Here is a 19,244-nt window from a genome sequence, read left to right as displayed (position 1 = left end):
CGCCCGCCCTCAATTCGCGTGGCGCGGGTTGAGCACATCGCGCAGGTGGTCGCCCACCAGATTGATGGCGATGATGGCCAGCGCCAGCGCAATGCCGGGGAAGAACGAAATCCAGTACTGACCGGACAGCAGATATTCGAAGCCGTTGTAGATCAGCATGCCCAGCGACGGCTCCGTCACCGGCACGCCCACGCCCAGAAACGACAGCGTGGCCTCCAGCGCAATCGCATGCGCCAGGTCGATGGTGGCGATCACGATCAGCGGCGGCATACAGTTGGGCAGCACGTGACGGAACAGCACGCGCCCCCACGACAGCGACATGCAGCGCGCCGCTTCCACGTATTCCTTGCCGCGCTCGACCAGCGCCGCGCCGCGCGCGGCGCGCGCGAAATACGCCCACTGCACCACGATCAGCGCGATGATCACCTTATCCACACCCTTGCCCAGAATCGCCAGCAACATCAGCGCAACCAGGATGGCGGGGAACGACAACTGGATATCCACAACCCGCATCAGCAAGGCGTCGATGCGGCCGCCGAAATAGGCTGCGATCAGGCCCACCGTGGCGCCGATGCCGAAGGCCGCCAGCACCGACACGCTGGCCACCAACAGGCTGGTGCGCATGCCGTAAAGGATGGCCGAGAACAGGTCGCGCGCCAGGCCATCTGTGCCCAACCAATAACGCATGCTGCCGTCGCCGCTTTCGCTGCCCGGCTTGAGCTTGGAGTCCATGATGTCCAGCGTCGCCAGGTCGTAGGGATTCTGCGGCGCGATCCAGGGCGCAAGCAGCGCGGCGCCCACGATCACGACCAGCATGATCAAACCCAGCGTGGCCAGCTTGCTGGCGAAGAAGTCCGACAGGAAGCGGCGCCAGGGCGTCTGCTCCTTGGCCTGAACCGGGGGCGCGGCGGCGGTGGCGGGTGTGTTCATCGGCGGCTATCCAAGCGTACGCGGGGGTCCAGCACCGTGTAGATGATGTCCACCACCAGATTCAGCATGACCAGGAAGAACACGATCAAGAGCAGATACGCCACCACCACCGGACGGTCCAGGTTGATGATGGAATCGATCAGCAGCTTGCCCATGCCCGGCCAGGAAAACACGGTTTCCGTCACGACGGCGAAGGCCATCACCTGGCCGAACTCCAGGCCCGCCACCGTCACCACGGGAATCAGGATGTTCTTGAGCAGATGCACGCCCAGTACGCGCTTTTCAGACAGGCCCTTGGCGCGCGCGAACTTGATGTAGTCCATGGGCAGGGCTTCGCGCGTGGCGGCACGCGTCACGCGGATGATCATTGCGCATTTGGCGAAGGCGATCGTGGCCGCAGGCAGCGCCAGGCTCAGCCAGCCGTCGAAAGTCAGCACGCTCAACTGCAGCGATCCGATGCTGACGGTCTGGCCGCGCCCACCCGCCGGCACCCAGCCGAGTATCACGGCGAACACCATGATGAGCATCAGGCCAACCCAGAAGTTAGGCAGCGAGAAACCGAGCACCGAGCCCGTCATGATCGCGCGCGAGCCCACTGCCTTGGGCTTGAGGCCGGCCAGGATGCCCAACGGCACGCCGATCAGCACCGACAGCAGCATGGCCACACAGGCCAGTTCCACCGTGGCCGGCATGCGCTCCAGGATCAGCCTCATGGCCGGTTCGCCCGTCAGGAAGCTGTTGCCGAAATCACCGCGCACCGCCTGGCCCATGAAGATCAGGTACTGCCGCCACAGCGGCAGATCCAGGCCCAGCGATGCGCGCACCGCCGCGCGTTGCGCTTCGGTCGCTTCCGGGCTGGCCAGCATCGAGACCGGGTCGCCCACCATGTAGATGCCGGCAAAGACCAGCGCCGACATGACCAGCATGACGACGATGGTCTGCAGCAGCCTTCTTACGATTGTTGCAAGCACTAGCGCCTTACTTCTTCAGCGTTGCAAACTGCGCGAGCGTGACCTGGTCTGGGCGGCCCTGATAGCGGATGTCGCTCTTCATCGCCCATACCGACAACTCGAAGTGCACAGGCAGCATGGCGTAGTCATCCATGGCGATGTTGCTGGCCTTGGACAACAGATCCGCTCGCTTGGCGTCGTCCATGGTCGACGAAGCTTCCTTCACCAGCGCGTCCATCTTGGGATTGGAGTAGCGGCTGCGGTTGGTGGTGCCCAAACCTGCTTCGGGATTGCGCGTCACCAGCAGCGAGGTCAGCGCGTTGGACATTTCGCCGCTGGTCACGGACCAGCCCGCCAGATAGGCCGAGAACGCATAGCTGTCGCGGTTCTTGAAGAACACCGGGGGCGCCATCGCATCCACGCTGGTCTTCACACCGATGCGAGTCCACATCGACGCGATCGCCTGCGCCACCTTCGAATCGTTGACATAGCGACCCGACGGCGAGCCCAGCGTGATGGAAAAGCCGTTGGGATAACCAGCTTCCTTCAACAAGGACTTGGCCTTTTCCACGTCGGCCTTGGGAGCCTTCGAATGCTCCTTGCTGGAACCGAACATGGGGTAGGGCAACAGATTTCCCGCGGGCAACGCCACCCCGCCCATCACGCGCTCGACCAGCGCATCGCGGTTGATGGCGAGCGACAGCGCTTCGCGCACGCGCTTGTCCTTCATGGGGTTCTTTTCGGTGCCTTGCACGCCCGGCGAGGGTTCAGCGAACTGGTCCAGCGCCACGTAGACGACACGCACCGACGGCGTTTCCTCTACATAGAGTTTCTTGTCGCCCTTGAGCTTGGGCAGGTCATCGGTTGGGGGATCCTCGATCATGTCGACGTCGCCGGCAAGCAGCGCGGCCACGCGCGCGGCCGCGTTGCTGATGGGACGGTAGACCACGCGATCCCATTCGGGCTTCTTGCCCCAATAGTTGTCGTTGCGCGCCAGCACGAATTCGGCGCCGCGCTTCCAGGACACGAACTTGTAGGGACCGGTGCCTATCAGGCCGTCGCCGCTATTGAGTTCCGTCGTCGTCTTGCCCTCGGCCGCGGGGCCCGACGCCGCTTTCTTGGACATGATGGGCAACTGCGCCAGGTTGACCAGCAGGTTCGGCGCCACGTCCTTGGTGGTGATGCGCACGGTGCTGGGATCGACCGCTTCGGTCTTCTCGACCGAACCCAGATACAGCGTGAACGGCGAGGGACTGTTGGGCACCTTGGGGACGCGCGCATACGTAAAGACCACGTCTTCCGCGGTGAACGGCGTGCCGTCGGAGAACTTCACGTTAGGGCGCAGCTTGAAAGTCCACACCTTGCCGTCCACGGTCCAGGACTCGGCCAGCGCGGGCTGCGGCTTGAGCTGCGCATCGGTGGCAACCAGGGTATCGAATATGGTCTGGGAAATCTGCGTATTGGGCGTGAGCGCGTGATACTGCGGATCCATCGACGAAGGTTCGGTCTTCAAGGCGATCACCAGATCGCGGGCCATAGCCGAACTGAAGGTGCCGAAGGCCAATATCACCGCGGCTGAGCCGCAGGCCAAGACACGCGAAAACCGAGATGCCATTGTGATCTCCCTGGATTGTTTCGGGTTTTGAACCTCCGGGCCACATTAACCAGCAAACAAGGGACGGCGCAACAGTTATATTCCCTTATTGTTCTCGCCTTGCCTTGCCCGAAATATGTCCGCCTACGCCCCCATCGCCGCCATCGCAACCGCCCCCGGAAGAGGCGGTATCGGCGTCGTCCGCGTCTCCGGCACGGACCTGTCCGAACTCGTGCGGCGCCTGTTCCAGCGCGAACTCACGCCGCGACATGCGCACTACCTGCCGTTCAAATCCGGCACGGGCGAATTGCTGGACGAAGGCATCGCCATCTATTTCCGCGCGCCGCATTCCTATACCGGCGAAGACGTGCTGGAACTGCAAGGGCATGGCGGCCCCGCCGTGCTGCGCCGCGTGCTGGAAAGCTGTCTGGCCGCCGGCCGCGATCTTGGCATCCGGCTGGCCGAGCCGGGCGAATTCACGCGCCGCGCCTTCCTCAACGACCGCATGGACCTGGCTCAGGCCGAAGCCGTAGCCGATTTGATCGAGGCCTCGTCGGTAGCGGCCGCGCGCGGCGCCATGGCGTCGCTCTCGGGCGATTTTTCCGCGCGCGTGAACGACCTGTCGGACCGCATCATCCATTTGCGCATGCTGGTCGAAGCGACGCTGGATTTCCCCGAAGAGGAAATCGACTTCCTCGAGAAGTATCAAGCCCGCCCGACCCTGGAAGCGCTGACCGCGGACCTCGCCAAACTGATCGCGCAAGCGCGCCAGGGCGTGATTCTGCGCGAAGGCCTGCACGTGGTGCTAGCCGGCCAGCCCAACGTCGGCAAGTCCAGCCTGCTCAATGCGCTGGCCGGCGACGACATCGCCATCGTCACCCCGATCGCGGGCACCACCCGCGACAAGGTAGTGCAGGAGATCCACATCGACGGCGTGCCGCTGCATATCGTCGACACCGCCGGCCTCAGGGAAACCGAGGACACGGTGGAAAGCATAGGCATTGCGCGCACCTGGCAGGAAATCGAGCGCGCCGACGTCATCCTGCATCTGCAGGATGCCACCCAGCCCGGCGACGAGCTGGACGCCCAGATCACCGCGCGCCTGCCGCCGCGCACGCCTGTGCTGAAGGTCTTCAACAAGGTGGATCTGTTGTCCACGCCTTTTGCCGCCGGTCCTCAGGAACTTGGAATCTCGGCCAAGCGCGGTGCGGGCCTGGACGAACTGCGTGCAGAGTTGCTGCGCATCGCAGGCTGGAATCCCGGCGGCGAATCCCCGTGGCTCGCGCGCGAGCGACACCTGCACGCCTTGCAAGATGCGGCGGAACATCTGGAGTTGGCCGGCGCGCATGCGGAACAGGACGACCGCGTACTGGACTTGTTTGCGGAAGAACTGCGGCTGGCACATGACAGCCTGTCCAGCATCACGGGCAAGTTCACCAGCGACGATCTGCTGGGCGAGATCTTCTCGAGCTTCTGTATCGGGAAATAAGCCTGCGCGGCGGCATGTTGCAGCGCTGCAGCTCAGGGCTTGCGCGCCGCTTCCACCAGGCATTCCGACAAGCGGTCGAAATGCGACAACGCCGCCTGGCTGAGTTCGACCTGCTTGCGGCGCGCGTCCTCGGTATCGACTAGCAGCACCCAGCCTTTCTCGCGCATCGATTTCAAGCGCGCGTGCAAGGTCGCGGGTGACCCTATGCTATCCACCGCCATCACATCGCGCACGGACAAGCGGCGTTGTTCCTGCGACGCGCGCGCGATCAGCGTGAGTATGCGTTCTTCCAGGGGATCCAGCGACGGCAGCGCGGGCAGGCCGCGCAGCGCATCGGTCAGGCGCAGAAAACGCATGTAGATGTCAGCGGGTCTCTTTTTTTCTTTCATGGATAATGGACGCAGCGACTGACAAGCGGCGGAATTCGAGGTATGGGGAACATTCTAGATCAGGGTAAGTGGGCTCTGGTGACGATGGCGCTGTTCCTGGGCAGTCTGGCGGTCAATGAATGGGTGTTCACCAATCTTGAGTTTGTGCGGGGCATCAATTGGATCTATCTGCCGGCGGGCGTGCGCCTGATATGCACCTTGCTGTTTGGCCTGCCTGCGGCGCTCGGGCTGCTGGCCGGATCGTGGATCGCCTGCTTCTGCTACTACTTTCCTGACGACATGCTCCGCTCCGTGGCGGGGGGCATCATGGCCGCTGCCGCTCCCTACCTGGCCTATCGCTGGGCCCGTTCGGCACTGCGATTGCAGCCCGACCTGGCCAACCTTACGGCCTGGCGTCTGCTGATCTGCGCCGTAGTCTATGCGGTAGTGAATACGACCATTCACCATCTCTGGTTCTTTCTCCAGGGAGAGAGAGCCGCGCTCGCCGACGGCTTCATCGCGATGCTGACCGGGGACATTACGGGATCCTTGTTCGTGTTATATACGCTCAAGGTAATCAGCGCCTTGGGACGCGCGGTCCTGCGCCGGCGCGCTGCCTGACTGCCTGAAGGAACCTGCCTGGGGCTTAGCCCGTCACTGCGGCCGGGTCATCTTCGGACTCGCTGTCTTCCTGTATCGGCGCAAGCGCCGAGGCTGCTTCGGCCTTGCCCAATGCCCGTTCGGCACGCTCAGCCAGCAGGCGCATTTCCCGCGCTCTTTTTCCATGCAGCACCCGGCCGAATGTATTGAGGTTGAGCGCCATGGTTCTCAACTCCGACAACTCACTCTCCGACAAGGCGATGCCGCTATCCCTGTGCTGCTCGACCCGGTCCAGCACGCCTGAACAAGCCTCGAAGAACTTTGCATAGTCGTTCCACAGGTTGTCGGACACGCTGTTCCCCGGGAAAGACGTATTAGGTGCCATCGACACTCCTTTGCGGAATCACTCTGCGACTTTCTGCGGTGATCGCACATCATCTTCGGGGTATACAAGCGAACTATTAGTTATAAATTTTATAACTAATTATAAAAATAATCCTGCGACGGTCCGGACGTCCTATATTTCCGGGAAATCCGCCCACGCCGGGCAGCGCTTCATCCGGACCTCGCATGCACCCTGACATACGCCTCGCCAGCCTCGACGATCTGCCTGACATCGAACGAATCGTCGCGCAAGCCTATGGCCACTATGTTGCGCGCATCGGCGCGACGCCCGGACCGATGCTTGATGATTACCGTGCCCGCGTCACGCAGGGCGTGGTCCATGTGCTGCGTGTGCGCGATACCGTGCAAGCTGTGCTGGTCCTGATTCCGGAAGCCGATTGCCTGCTGCTGGACAACATCGCGGTGGATCCGCAAGCGCAGGGAAAGGGCTATGGCCGCGACCTGATGCAGTTCGCGGAAACCGCGGCGCGCCAGGCCGGCTATGCCAGCATCCGGTTGTACACGCAGGAGAAAATGACCGAGAACATCGCGATCTACACGCGATACGGTTATGTGGAAACCCATCGCGCCGAGGAAATCGGTCTGAAGCGAGTTTTCATGAAAAAGCCCCTTATTTAAGGGGTTATTTTCCTTATTTCACTAATACGAGTATTTACTCGTATTAGTGAAATACCGTCATTCATCACGTTCCTTGACAACGACGCGCTGCGCGCGCCGATTGCTGGCCAACGATTTCGCATAGACCGAATCCGGCCTTATCCGATGCGCAATCACGTAGCCTGTGATGCAGGCCAGCATGAGCGGCAGCATGACTTCGTAGCTGAGTGTCATCTCGAAAATCATCAGGATGGACATCAATGGCGCATAGGTGGTGGCGGCCAGCAACGCCCCCATGCCCACCACCGCATAGCTCGATACCGCCGACAGATCCCCAGCGGGGAACAGAGCCTGCAGGCCGGTCCCGTACAAGGCGCCCAGCGCCGCCCCCACGAATAACGTCGGCGTGAAAACGCCGCCTACCGCGCCCGATCCCACGCTGGCGGCGGTGGCCAGCGTTTTCAACAGCAGAATGGCGGCCACCGCCTGCCAGGCCCACTGCGTATGCAACATGCTGTTGACCACGCTGTAGCCATTGCCCCAGACCTCGGGATTCACGACTGACAAGGCGCCGACAATCAGGCCGCCCAAGGCCATGCGCACCCACAACGGCGCGGGTACGCGGCCGAACGCGGCGCGTGCAGTGTCCAGGAAGCGCAGGAATTGCGGCGCCGCCAGGCCGGCGATCACTCCCAATCCCAGATAGTTGATGACTTCCCACCCGGACACGAAAGTGAAGGGCGGCATATGAAAAACCGCGTCGTAATGCAGGATCTGGCGCGTCACAATGTTCGCAACGACCGACGATACGACCAGCGGCACCAGCGTGGCTGAAGCTATCGCGCCATAAACGATCTCGGAAATGAACAGGGCTCCGGCGATGGGCGCGTTGTAGGCGGAAGTAATCCCCGCCGTGGCGCCACAGGCGACCAGCAGACGCAGATGCCTGGGAGGCAGCACCAGATAGCGGCCGGTCAGGGATGACAACATCGCTGCCAACTGCACCATGGGACCTTCCCGGCCAATCGAGGCGCCGGAGCCGATGGAAAAAATCGATGACAGGCTGCGCGCGACGGTCTGGCGAAAGCCGATGACCCCGCGGCCGATGGAAATCGCCTCCATGTAGTCCGCCGCGCCGCGCTTGGGCAACCACCTGGCCGCCATTTGCAGGACCGCGCCCGCGATGGCGCCGCCTATGGCCGGCATCAGGAAGCGTTGCCAGGGACTCAGCCCGCGCGCCAAAGACACCATGCCGTGGGGAGTGTCCTCGCCGCCCAGCACGATTTGTGTCCAGGCCAGCATTTCGCGAAAGACCACGGTGGCCAGCGCCCCCAAGAGGCCCATCAGCGCCGCCGCGCAAAGCGTGGCCGGCAAATTGTCCGCCAACAAACGGCTTCTCAGCCAGATTGCCCAACCTGATTTCTTGATTCTGATTTCTGTCGCCATGGCGGAATTCTACGGCGGAACCTGCTCACTTTTTGTTCAGTTCCCAGTCAAGAATGGCTGCGCGCCTCCCCTCGAATGCCCCTTTCCGCGAACGCCCTGGAGGGCCTCTAAACGCCCCTGGGAGGGCAAAAAAGCAGGGTGGCAACCGGACGTTTTTCGGGGTAAAAGGGCCGTTTTTGGAACCCGTCCGGCAGAAACGCCCTGTGGATAACTCCTAAGTAGACGCCTTGTGCACATTTTGTGGAGGCAAGTTGAACAAGCAGGGGTTTCGGACAGGGTCCAAAATCTTGTCCAACTTCAGCTTTTTTCCCACACAGAGTTCTTGCACAGCCAAAAACGGTCGCAAGCTGATGAAAAAAAATAGGTTTTCAAGGTTAAGGTAGTTATCCACAGGCCTTATTAATCATTAGTCTTTATATAAAGAGAAATAAAGGAAAAGCCAAACATGCTCTCCCATTCCGCCCAGCCATCCCCCCCCGGACTCCGTCCATGCGCATCCTTCTGATAGAAGACGAAGCCGAACTTGCACGCTGGCTTTCAAGAAGCCTGGCCAGGCACGCTGGTTTCGTCGTTGAATGGGCTGATGACGGGCTGGTAGCCGAAAGAAGGCTGGCGATGGAAGAATTCGATGCCGTCATCCTCGATCTGGGACTGCCGGGCATGGATGGCCATGCTTTGCTCGCGAAGATTCGCGCGCGGGACGACCGTACGCCGGTGCTGGTCTTGACCGCGCGCGATTCGCTGGCCGAAAAAATCGGGACGCTCCACCAGGGAGCGGACGATTTCCTGCCGAAACCGTTTGTTGTGGAAGAGTTGGAAGCGCGGCTGATCGCGCTCATCCGTCGCAGCCGCGGGAGAGAGCACCCGCGGCTCACGCTGGGAAACCTGGCCTTCGAAACTTCCGCTCAAAAATTCACGGTCAACGGACAGCCCTTGCAGTTATCCCCACGTGAACACTCGGTTCTGCGGGTACTGATCCAAAAAAGCGGCGAACCCATCAACAAGCAGCAGATCCTGGATCGCATCCTGACGGACGATGCAGACATCAACCTGGAGGCCATCGAGGTCCTGGTGCACCGTTTGCGCAAAAAATTGGCGGATACCGGTGTGCAGATCGTGACCATGCGAGGCATGGGCTACTGCCTGGAGAACCTTGTTGACAACTAGAAGTGCGGAAAAAAAGGGGTTTTTCGCGGCAAAAAAACGTAATCGCACGCTGAAAAGCCAGCTCCTCTGGTGGCTGATCCCCACCCTGGTCTTCGTGATGATGGGCGCCTTGTGGCTGTCGAACCACCAGCTGCGCAACCAGGTCGACATTGCCTACGACCGTTCGCTCTCTGGAGCGCTGCGCGCGATCGACCACAACATATCCACAGCCAGCGGTGGATTAGCCATGGAGCAGCCATACCTGATGCTGGAATTTTTCGAGCTGACGGCCAATGGCAGCGTGTTCTACCGGGTTGCCACGGAGGACGGACTGGCCGAAATCGGCAGTCCTGGCCTGCCGATGCCTGCCGAGCCGCTGGTTTCGGGGGAACCGCGGTTTTTCTATGCCGACTACCAGGGCACGCCCGTGCGCGTTGCGGCGCTGGCGCGCCCCATGGATCCTCCGCTATACGCCAACAAAGGGGGACGGGTTATCGTGCAGGTGGCCGAAGGCCTGGATACCCGGCAGGCCTTCCTGCACCAAGTGCTGGTACGCTCGGTGGAACGGGACCTGGCCGTGATCCTGATAAGCGTCCTGGTGATCGTCCTGGGCGTTTTCATGGCCCTGCGTCCCCTGGCCAGGCTGCGTCAGGAGGTGGAAGGGCGTTCTGCGGACGATTTAAGCCCCGTGAGCGCGTCGGACATGCCAGGGGAGGTCCTACCCCTAGTCGCGGCCGTAAACCTCCACATGGCCCGTTTTGCGGCTCAGGCGAGGGTCCAGAGCCAGTTCCTGGACGACGCCTCGCACCAGTTGCGCACCCCTTTGTCGGTTTTGCGGACCCAGACGGCCTATGCCTTGCGTGAAACAGACCCCCAGGAGGTCCGTACAGCCCTTCTGGCGATGCAAGAGGGGTTGGACAGGGCGGTACGCACCACCAACCAAATGCTCGCGCTGGCGCGCGCTAAAGACGCCTCGCTGGCCGAGGGCGGTTTCAGCCCCGAGCCAGTGGATCTGGTGGAGCTGGCTGATGGGGTCATCCGCAGCCTGCTGCCGACCGCCCGAGCCCGCCAGCTCGACATAGGCCTGGAAGCCGAGATCCGCCCGGTGGTGGTCCAGGGGGCGGACTGGCTGCTGAGGGAGGCGGTCAGCAACCTGGTGGACAACGCCATCCGTTACACCTCGTCTGCGGGAGAAGTCACGGTAAGGGTCCAGATCGACACTGGCCAGGCCAGGCTGGTGGTCGAGGACAGCGGCCCGGGTATGTCGGCGGAGGACATTGCCCGCGCCTGCATCCGCTTTCGCCGGGGCGCCGCCGGCAAGAACAAGCCCGGGGCCGGTTTGGGGCTTGCCATTGTCGGGACGATTGCCGAAATCCTGGGGGCGCGGCTGGTCCTGGAGAATCGGGTGCCCTTGCCGGGCCTGAGAGCGGCATTGGTGTTTACCCTGGAACGCCCGGAAGATGCTGCGCCGCACCAGAAAAACGGCGGAATTTGAAAGCTTTTGGAAAGCTTCGTTTTTGTACGGTTGCGTCCACTGGGGCCGTTATTGCGGAAAGAACCGTCTGAGCAGAGCTTCCAGCCATACCTAGACCTATAAATCTCGGAGACGCAAAAAATGCAGACTAGTCTGAAACTGCGCCTGGCCGCCGTCGCGGCGCTGGGCACGATTACCTTGTCCCTGGGCGCCGCCCACGCGGCCGACGAGCCGCGCCGCCCGGAATGCATCGCGCCCGCCCAGCCTGGCGGCGGTTTCGACCTGACCTGCCGCCTGGCCACCGAAGGCTTGAAGCAAAGCGGCGCGCTCAAAAGCGCCATGCGCATCGTCTACATGCCTGGCGGCATCGGCGCAGTGGCCTACAACAACATCGTGGCCCAGCACCCGAACGAACCGGGCACCATCGTGGCGTTCTCGGGCGGTTCGCTCTTGAACCTGGCCCAGGGCAAGTTCGGCAAGTACAACGTCAACGACGTGCGCTGGCTGGCTGCCATCGGCACCGACTACGGCGTGGCCGTGGTTCGCAACGATTCCCCGTACACCGACCTGAAGAGCCTGATGGACGCCTTCAAGCAGGATCCGACCAAGATCGTGCTGGGCGCCGGCGGCACCGTGGGTAGCCAGGACTGGATGAAGGCCGCGCTGACCGCCAAGGCGGCTGGCGTGGATTTCAAGAAGATGCGCTTCGTGGCGTTTGAAGGCGGCGGCGAAGCCGTCACGGCCCTGCGCGGCGGCCATATCCAGGCCTACATGGGCGATGCGGCAGAAGCCTTCACCATGCTCGAAGGCGGCGCACCCATCCGTGTGCTGGCCGTGTTCAACGATCAGCGCCTGCCGGGCAAGCTGGGCACCGTACCTACCGCCAAGGAGCAGGGCTATGACATCGTCTGGCCGATCATCCGCGGCTTCTACGTCGGCCCGAAGGTGTCGGACAGCGACTACCAGTTTTGGGTCGACGCCTTCAACAAGACCGCGGCCTCGCCCGAGTTCGACAAGCTGCGCCAGCAGCAGGGCCTGTTCCCCTTCAACAAGACGGGTCCCGAGCTGGACGCCTACGTGAAGAACCAGGTCAAGGTCTACGGCGAACTGGCCGATTCGTTCGGCCTGGTCAAGAAGTAAGCCGCAAGGCTCCCCCTTATCGCGTTTTTCAGGATTCCCCGCCGCCGGCATTGCCGCGGCGGCAGGGGAGCGCTGCGCCGCGCGATGCGACTACAACGGAAAAGTGATCATGAACGATCGAATATTGGGCGTGGCGGCGCTAGCGCTGGCCGCCTTCATGACCGCGGCGGGTTGGGGAATCGAAGCCCCGTTCGCCTATGAGCCTGTGGGCCCGCGCGCCTTTCCCTTGCTGCTGGCCTTGATCATTGGCCTGTGCGGCCTGTGGCTGGTCTACAAGGGCGGTCATCAGGTGGAGGCCAATCCGCCCGGCGCCAATGCGCGCATCGCGCTGATGATGGCGTTTGTGGTGGCCTATGCCTTCCTGTTCCAGTGGCTGGGTTTCGTGATTGCGACAACCCTGATGACGATATTCGTCGGCCGCCTGTTCGGGGGCGGTTGGGTCAAGTGCGCCATCGGCGGCGCCATCATGAGCATTCTGTTTTTCTTGCTGTTCGACAAGGTGCTGGACGTGGTCCTGCCCACCGGTTTGTTGGAGACCCTGATATGAGCGGCATTCTTGATCACTTGGCGATAGGCTTTGGCGTCGCCTTTACGCTGACCAACCTGCTGGTGGCCATGATCGGTTCGTTCATCGGGACCATGGTGGGCGTGTTGCCCGGCCTGGGACCGGTCAACGGCGTGGCGATGCTGATTCCGATCGCGTTCGCGATGAACCTGCCGCCCGAGACCGCGCTGATCCTGCTGGCTGCCGTGTACGTGGGCGCCGAATACGGCGGCCGCATCACCGCCATTCTGCTGAACGTGCCGGGCGAGGCCAGCGCCATCATGACGACGCTGGACGGTTATCCGCTGGCGCGGCAGGGCATGGCCAGCGTGGCGCTGTCGCTCTCCGCCTGGTCCGCGTTCTTCGGCGCCATCGTGTCGGTGGTGGGCATCATCCTGCTCGCGCCGTTGCTGGCCAAGTGGGCGTTGGCCTTCGGCCCCGCCGAGTATTTCGTGCTGATGATTTTCGCGTTCTGCTGCCTGACCAGCTTGCTGGGCAAGCAGCCCGTCAAAGGCGTGCTGGCAGCGATGATCGGCCTGTCGATTTCGGTGGTGGGCGTGGACGCGAACTCCGGCGTGTATCGCTACACCTTCGAATCGGTGCATCTGGCCGATGGCATCGAGTTCGTGGTGGTGGTGATTGCGCTGTTCGCGGTCAGCGAGATGCTGGAAATGCTGGAAAAGGTGATGTCCGGTCATAGCGTCGAGGTCAAGCCCAGCGGCCGCAAACTTTTCAACTTGAAGGAAATGGCGCTCACCTGGTGGAGCGTGGTGCGCAGCTCGCTGGTGGGTTTTGGCGTGGGCGTGTTGCCTGGCGCCGGCGCCAGCGTGGCCGCGGCCGTGGCGTACTCGCAGGAAAAGCGCATCATCGAAGCCAAGGATCCGGACGCAAAGTTTGGCAAGGGCGACATGCGCGGCCTGGTCGCGCCGGAAGCCGCCGCCACGGCGTCGGCCATCGGCTCGTTCGTGCCCATGCTGACGCTGGGCGTGCCCGGTTCGGGTACCACTGCCGTGATGATGGGCGCGCTGACGCTCTACAACATCACACCGGGTCCGGTGCTGTTCGACTCCAAGCCCGAACTGGTGTGGGGCTTGATCGCCTCACTGTTCGTGGCCAACGTGCTGCTGTTCGTCATGAACGTGCCGCTGGTGCGCTTCTTCGCCAAGGTGCTGTCGGTGCCGGGATGGCTGATGGTGCCGGGCATCCTGTGCATCAGCTACATCGGCGTCTACGCCATCAACGCGGGCACTTTCGATCTGCTGCTGGTGGCGGGCATAGGCGCGCTGGGCTACTTCCTGCGCAAGTTCGGCGTGCCGATGGCGCCGCTGGTGCTGGGCGTGGTGTTGGGCAACATGATGGAGCAGAACCTGCGCCGCGCGTTGTCGATCACTGATGGTGACGTCGGCGTGCTGTTCGCCAGCCCGGTGTCGATCTCGATGTGGGTGGGGGCGGCTGCGGTCGTAATCGTGCCGCAGATCATGCGCCGCATGCGCAAAGCGAAAAAGCTTGCCGCTGGTCCGGCCTGATTCCACGGCAGCGCGGCTGTTGTAAAGGGCAGCAGCCCCGCTGCAGACTCAGGGCCGGGAATTGCAAAGGGCGCCTTTTTTATGGGCGCCCTTTTTTTGTTTGTGAATTCGCTTTGGATGGTCTCTATTTTTATTGCGAGCTTTTATTCATGTTTTTCAATAAAAGCGCTTGTATAGGGAGACAAAGGAAAAGTGAAGTCACTATGCGGCAATCAGTAGAGGGCGTCAGACCTGCGCCAGGCGCTCCAAGGCCGCATCGAGTGTCGCGTCTTTTTTTGCGAAGCAGAAGCGCACGATGCGATGGTTGGATTCCGCCGCGTCGGGCTGGCGATAGAACGCCGATACCGGTATCACCGTGACGCCATGATTCACTGTCAGGTCACGTGCGAAGTCGGCCTCGTTCTGCTTGGAAATCTGGCTGTAGTCCGCCAGCAGGAAAAATGTGCCCGGGCTGGGCAGGGGGCGGAAGCGGGTCTTGGCCAGCCCCTGCGCGAGGCGGTCGCGCTTGGCCTGATAGAACGCCGGCAGATCGAGGTAAGGCTTGGGATCGCGCATGAATTCGGCCAACGCGAACTGCATGGGCGAGGGCACGGTGAACACCATGAACTGATGCACCTTGCGCAGTTCAGCGCTGAGCTGGCGCGGTGCGCAGCAGTAGCCGATCTTCCAGCCGGTGGTGTGATAAGTCTTGCCGAAGGACGAGATCACGAAGGCATGCTGTGCCAGCAACGGGCGACGCGCCACGCTGGCATGTGGCTTGCCATCGAACACGATATGTTCATAGACCTCGTCGGACACCAGCAGCACGCCAGTGTCGCGCACGATCGCCTCCAGCGCGTCCAGGTCGCTGTCATCCAACACGGCGCCGGTGGGGTTGTGCGGAAAGTTCAGCATCAAGAGACGGGTCTTGGACGTGATGGCATCGCGCACACGCTGCCAGTCAATGCGGTAGTAGGGATCGGCTTCTGTGGGCGCGCGCAGCGGCACCGGCACGGCGGTGCCGCCTGCCAGGCGGATCGCCGGCAGGTAGGAGTCGTAGCAAGGTTCGATGACGACGACTTCGTCGCCGCTGCCAACGGCGGCCAGCACGGTTGCCATCAGCGCTTCGGTTGCGCCGCTGGTGACGGTGATCTCGGTTTCTGGATCGTAGGCATGGCCATAGAGTTCGCGTGTCTTGGCGGCGATGGCTTCGCGCAAGGGGGCCACGCCCGGCATGTAGGGATACTGGTTGTGGCCGTCGGCCATGGCCTTGGATACGAGGGCGCACAAGGCGGGATCGGGATCGAAGTCGGGAAAGCCCTGGCCCAGGTTGATGGCTTTGTGTTCGATGGCCAGGCGGCTCATCACGGTAAAGATGGTGGTGCCAACGTCGGGAAGTTTGGATCGGATCATGGTGGACGCGAGAGTGAACGTTGCTAGCAGAGAGAGTTTTCGTAAGTATCCCACTAACTCATAATTCGGTTTTCACATGAGCTTAAGGCGCGGCGGTATCGTGGGTCAGAACATGTTGTGGAGGGTGTTGGGCGGTTTGGCGCTTGCATTGGCGGGCGCGTTGTTGGCGGTGTGGGCGCACATCCCGTTGCCGTGGATGCTGGGCGCGTTGCTGGTGACCGCGGCGACACGCATTGCGGGCTTGGGCACCGCGTGCCCCAGGCCGGCGCGCAATGCTGGCCAGTGGGTGATCGGTACTTCGTTGGGGCTTTACTTCACGCCGCAGGTGATAGGTCACATTGGCAGCAATGCGGGACCCATCATCGTCGGCATGTTGTTCGCATTGGGCCTGGCTTTCATGGGCACGGCGATCCTGCGCCGCTACACCGATGTGGATTTCAAGACGGCCTGGTTTTCTTCCGCCATCGGCGGAGCCAGCGAAATGGCGAACCTGGCAGAGCGTCATGGGGCGCGCATAGACCGGGTGGCCACGGCGCATAGCGTGCGTGTGCTGATGGTGGTGGTTGCCGTGCCCTTCATCTTCCAGTGGTGGGGCGTGGCGGGACTGGATCCCACGGTTCCTGGACCCAAGGTGGTCCATGCTTGGGGGCTGGCGGCGCTGGTCGCGCTGACCTGCGTCGGCGGCGCCGCCTTCATGAAGCTGCGGTTGCCGAATCCCTGGGTGCTGGGCCCGATGTCGGTCGCCATGATCCTTACGGCCAACGGCATCGAGCTGTCGGCCCTGCCGGACTACGTTCCGAAGATAGGCCAATTGCTGATCGGCTGGTCGCTGGGCGACCGCTATCGGCCGGATTTCTTTCGGGCCGCGCCGCGTTTTATTGCCGCTGTGGCGAGCTTCACGGTGGCCGCATTGGCGCTGGCGTTCGGTCTGGGCGCCTTGCTGTCGCTATGGTCCGCCGCGCCCATACCCACCTTGATTCTTGGCACTACGCCGGGTGGCATTGCAGAGATGGCAATCACCGCCAAAGTGCTGCAGCTAGGGGTCCCAGTGGTCACCGCCTTCCATGTCACACGCATGGTTTTTGTGGTGATAGTGACTGGCCCGATCTACGCATTTATGGCGCGTCGGCAGGGCCTCAAGCCCTAGCGGAACGAGACCCAGTATTAAAAATACGACATTGGGGTAAACAACTATATGAGTCTGTAATGTGTGCTGAGTATGCTGATTACGCAGTTGATTCAAGCAGCGCGCGGACTCGTTCTGCAGCTAGGCGGCAAGCGGGAACGCAGCAGCAACGCAGGTACTTCTACCGGTCGTTCAGTTCTCACGGCGTCCTTGATTCATTGCATTTCGAGTTAATTACAGGACGCTAGAAAAAATGGCTCAGAAGGGCAAAGTTAAGTGGTTCAACGCTGACAAGGGTTACGGTTTCATCACGCCGGACGTTGGTGGTACCGATGTTTTCGCACACTTTTCCGCCATCCAGGGCCGCGGCTATCGCAGCCTGAACGAAGGCCAGGAAGTCGAATTCGAAGTCAAGGATGGTCCGAAAGGACCTCAAGCGGCCGAAATTCGCCCGCTCTAAATCGGGAAATCCCAATTTCCCGTCCGCCAGGCTCGGCCTGGCTACAACGCCCCAAGACCGGAAGGTCTGGGGCGTTGTTTCATTTGGGCTGCCGACGCCTGATCAGCTTGTTCTGCGTGAATAGTTAGTATTCACTAACATATTCTCCGGCCGTGGATAAGTTTGTGGATAATTATTTTTGGGCATGAGCATTTTGATGCTCAGCAATGAAGCAATTGCTTATCCGTAGCCAGGTTTTGCACAGTTATCCCGTCCTTCTTGGAACGGCATCGGGGGCCAGCTAGGCTGCTTGGGTTTATTCGGCTTTGCTGTGATGTTCGCGTTTCTATATGGCCTTTCCCTAGGGAATACAGGCATTTAACGCAATATTGAGCAGATCTCAGCCGGAATAAGGGCGACGCGGCCGTAATGTCCTGAGGCCGATCTGGCCCGTTTTTGCTCGCACGGCGGCCGGTTGTTCACAAAGATATCCCCATCCCGGTTATGCACAGAATTACACCCTTTGGCGCCCTGAGATGGCTCAAACGCCTGTGGATAGAAATGGGGATAGGGTCCGGAAGTAGGGGGCCTGAGTGAAGATATCCGAAGTGGTGCACGCGACTTTGGACCACGTGGACGGAACCGGATCGTGGACGCCGCGGTCAATCATAGGTGAGCCCGAATCGCGCTCGGCGAGTTTTCCACAGGGTTTCACATGAAAGGCTGGATCTCACCCATAAGGATGATGGCGCGGGTTGCGGCAGACGGGCAAGATAATTGTCTGGTCAATGAATCCGTGCGACCTGACCAACGGTGTCCGCGTAGTGGCGGACCGCAGGATTCAATGTGTGGATAGGTCTGTGAATAATCCGTCTCCACGATTTTTGCGGCGTTAAGACCAGGATGCGACGGCAGAGTTCCTCGCTATATTCAGAGGCGAGGATTGTTATGGTGGGTTTTCGAGAATTCATTGTGGCAGTGACGACGATCTTATCCACATAGTTTTCCACGGTTTTTTGCGTCGTTATCAAGTTGGTTTGAAAGCCGAGTTTCCTCAGTTTGGTAAGCATCCAAAATAGAAATAATCGATTGCTGCCATAGGGAAGACAGTTGGGCATTTGTGCTTTTTCACGCTTCTTGGCACTTTGCGAAGTCGGTCACACTGCGCCGTTTTATGGCACCCCAGGCATTGGCCTTCAATGACTTATCCCCAGAGTTGTTCCACGTGAAACCGCGAATGTCGGTAGCTATCGGATCTGCTAGTTGTTGATAACACTGTGCAGGACTTAATAGCTCTGCTGCGAGAGTTCTTTGTCCGTCTGATTTCCCGCTTCTGAGTTATTCCAAATTTCTGCGGCATAGACTCGCCTTGAGCGGCAGGTATCGCCTCGGCGTGAGGTGCGGGCTTGGACAAGAGGAACTTTCCAAATTGGCGGGTTTGGACATTTCAGGTCCTAGCCAGTTTGGCGCAGGGCGGATAAGAAGAAATCTCATGTTGGTTGCGCTGCGTTAGGACTGACGAGATAGTTCGAGTTCCGTACTTGGGGATTTGGCTCTCCACTACTACAGCTGTTTCGCCGCACTTATCAACACTCAAGTTTCACGTGAAACGCAAAAAAGAATGCTCTGTTTCGGGTAAGGGGTAGGGTAGGGGTTGGAAAATCGCCTTTTTTTGGATGAACCTTCATGGGATTGAAATCAGAAGGTTTCATGAGACGAGATGACTTGGTACGGCTCTTGAGCGGCGAGGCTCAAGCGGATGCCGGTATTCCTACCTCTGCCGGCCTTTGGAGCGCTGCGTTCGTGTTTCACGTGGAACATTCTTGGGTGTGAAACAGGCCTCTTTTTCTTTTGCTCGCCCGCTGCATAGTCAACGTTTCACGTGAAACATTGATCATCTGCTGCGTATAGGCAACGATGTTTCACGTGAAACATCGATAGTGCGGATGGTCAAAATTGACATCCTGGCGTCCTCAAATGGCGCAAAGGCTCATGACGATATGACATGCGACGCTTGGTCGTGGTTGGACTGTAGTTGGAGTATGCAATCGTGATTGGTATTGAGCGCGGCCACTTTA

17 protein-coding genes are annotated in these 19,244 nt (G+C 60.9%); 10 read left to right on the top strand and 7 right to left on the bottom strand.

The annotated features are described in order from the left end of the window. Positions 1–9: 9 nt before the first annotated feature. From DXK93_RS07945 to DXK93_RS07935, 3 genes are read right to left on the bottom strand one after another with little or no spacing between them, the layout of a single operon-like run. Positions 10–930, bottom strand: a complete 921-nt coding sequence (locus tag DXK93_RS07945; RefSeq protein ID WP_054455815.1) for an ABC transporter permease — start codon at positions 928–930, stop codon at positions 10–12. After that, positions 927–1,901 carry an ABC transporter permease gene (locus tag DXK93_RS07940; protein ID WP_042795861.1) on the bottom strand — a complete coding sequence of 325 codons (975 nt, stop codon included), beginning with the start codon at positions 1,899–1,901 and terminating at the stop codon, positions 927–929. The genes DXK93_RS07945 and DXK93_RS07940 overlap by 4 nt, the downstream gene beginning before the upstream one ends. Before the next feature lie 7 nt (positions 1,902–1,908). Further along, a complete protein-coding gene (locus DXK93_RS07935) occupies positions 1,909–3,495 on the bottom strand; it encodes an ABC transporter substrate-binding protein (protein WP_119449774.1) in 1,587 nt (528 codons plus the stop codon). A 115-nt stretch (positions 3,496–3,610) separates the two neighbouring features. On the opposite strand from DXK93_RS07935, the gene mnmE reads away from it, so the two are divergent. After that, a complete protein-coding gene (mnmE, locus tag DXK93_RS07930; protein WP_119449773.1) occupies positions 3,611–4,963 on the top strand; it encodes a tRNA uridine-5-carboxymethylaminomethyl(34) synthesis GTPase MnmE in 1,353 nt (450 codons plus the stop codon). Positions 4,964–4,995: 32 nt separating this feature from the next. Here the strand turns inward: mnmE and DXK93_RS07925 are convergent, their stop codons facing one another. Further along, positions 4,996–5,352, bottom strand: coding sequence for a transcriptional regulator (locus DXK93_RS07925; protein ID WP_054455821.1), 357 nt, complete (start codon positions 5,350–5,352; stop codon positions 4,996–4,998). Between the two features lie 42 nt (positions 5,353–5,394). On the opposite strand from DXK93_RS07925, the gene DXK93_RS07920 reads away from it, so the two are divergent. After that, positions 5,395–5,952: a hypothetical protein gene (locus DXK93_RS07920; protein ID WP_054455823.1), complete on the top strand. Its 558-nt coding sequence runs from the start codon at positions 5,395–5,397 to the stop codon at positions 5,950–5,952. A 25-nt stretch (positions 5,953–5,977) separates the two neighbouring features. Here the strand turns inward: DXK93_RS07920 and DXK93_RS07915 are convergent, their stop codons facing one another. Next, on the bottom strand, positions 5,978–6,283 hold the full coding sequence (locus DXK93_RS07915) for a hypothetical protein (protein ID WP_125470748.1): 306 nt from the start codon (positions 6,281–6,283) through the stop codon (positions 5,978–5,980). A gap of 218 nt (positions 6,284–6,501) precedes the next feature. On the opposite strand from DXK93_RS07915, the gene DXK93_RS07910 reads away from it, so the two are divergent. Then, positions 6,502–6,954 (top strand): GNAT family N-acetyltransferase, encoded by a 453-nt coding sequence (locus DXK93_RS07910; protein WP_054455825.1) that lies wholly within the window; start codon positions 6,502–6,504, stop codon positions 6,952–6,954. A gap of 57 nt (positions 6,955–7,011) precedes the next feature. Here DXK93_RS07910 and DXK93_RS07905 read toward each other — a convergent pair whose 3' ends face one another. Continuing rightward, entirely contained in the window at positions 7,012–8,379 is a 1,368-nt protein-coding gene (locus DXK93_RS07905) for a ClcB-like voltage-gated chloride channel protein (RefSeq protein WP_119449771.1), read from the bottom strand. Positions 8,380–8,868: 489 nt separating this feature from the next. Between DXK93_RS07905 and DXK93_RS07900 the strand changes: the two genes are divergently transcribed. The 5 genes from DXK93_RS07900 (at position 8,869) to DXK93_RS07880 (ending at position 14,209) form a co-directional block, all read left to right on the top strand. After that, positions 8,869–9,546: a response regulator gene (locus tag DXK93_RS07900; protein WP_054455828.1), complete on the top strand. Its 678-nt coding sequence runs from the start codon at positions 8,869–8,871 to the stop codon at positions 9,544–9,546. Continuing rightward, positions 9,536–11,020 (top strand): sensor histidine kinase, encoded by a 1,485-nt coding sequence (locus DXK93_RS07895; RefSeq protein ID WP_119449770.1) that lies wholly within the window; start codon positions 9,536–9,538, stop codon positions 11,018–11,020. The genes DXK93_RS07900 and DXK93_RS07895 overlap by 11 nt, the downstream gene beginning before the upstream one ends. Before the next feature lie 120 nt (positions 11,021–11,140). Further along, positions 11,141–12,139, top strand: coding sequence for a tripartite tricarboxylate transporter substrate binding protein (locus DXK93_RS07890; RefSeq protein WP_054455831.1), 999 nt, complete (start codon positions 11,141–11,143; stop codon positions 12,137–12,139). A 109-nt stretch (positions 12,140–12,248) separates the two neighbouring features. Then, positions 12,249–12,686, top strand: coding sequence for a tripartite tricarboxylate transporter TctB family protein (locus tag DXK93_RS07885; protein ID WP_119449769.1), 438 nt, complete (start codon positions 12,249–12,251; stop codon positions 12,684–12,686). Beyond that, on the top strand, positions 12,683–14,209 hold the full coding sequence (locus DXK93_RS07880; protein ID WP_119449768.1) for a tripartite tricarboxylate transporter permease: 1,527 nt from the start codon (positions 12,683–12,685) through the stop codon (positions 14,207–14,209). Before DXK93_RS07885 ends, DXK93_RS07880 begins: the two co-directional genes overlap by 4 nt. A 225-nt stretch (positions 14,210–14,434) precedes the next feature. On the opposite strand, the gene DXK93_RS07875 is transcribed toward DXK93_RS07880, so the two are convergent. Then, positions 14,435–15,601 carry a pyridoxal phosphate-dependent aminotransferase gene (locus DXK93_RS07875; protein WP_119449767.1) on the bottom strand — a complete coding sequence of 389 codons (1,167 nt, stop codon included), beginning with the start codon at positions 15,599–15,601 and terminating at the stop codon, positions 14,435–14,437. A 112-nt stretch (positions 15,602–15,713) separates the two neighbouring features. Here DXK93_RS07875 and DXK93_RS07870 point away from each other — a divergent pair, with 112 nt between their 5' ends. Together DXK93_RS07870 and DXK93_RS07865 are read left to right on the top strand one after the other, a co-directional pair. Beyond that, positions 15,714–16,748, top strand: a complete 1,035-nt coding sequence (locus DXK93_RS07870; protein WP_225591277.1) for an AbrB family transcriptional regulator — start codon at positions 15,714–15,716, stop codon at positions 16,746–16,748. 232 nt (positions 16,749–16,980) lie between these two features. Continuing rightward, positions 16,981–17,187 (top strand): cold-shock protein, encoded by a 207-nt coding sequence (locus DXK93_RS07865; protein ID WP_006216596.1) that lies wholly within the window; start codon positions 16,981–16,983, stop codon positions 17,185–17,187. The last annotated feature ends 2,057 nt before the right edge of the window (positions 17,188–19,244 follow it).

It is taken from the genome of Achromobacter sp. K91 (assembly GCF_003576205.1).
Lineage (GTDB): Bacteria > Pseudomonadota > Gammaproteobacteria > Burkholderiales > Burkholderiaceae_B > Achromobacter > Achromobacter aegrifaciens.
This window is presented reverse-complemented; position numbering and strand designations above follow the sequence as displayed.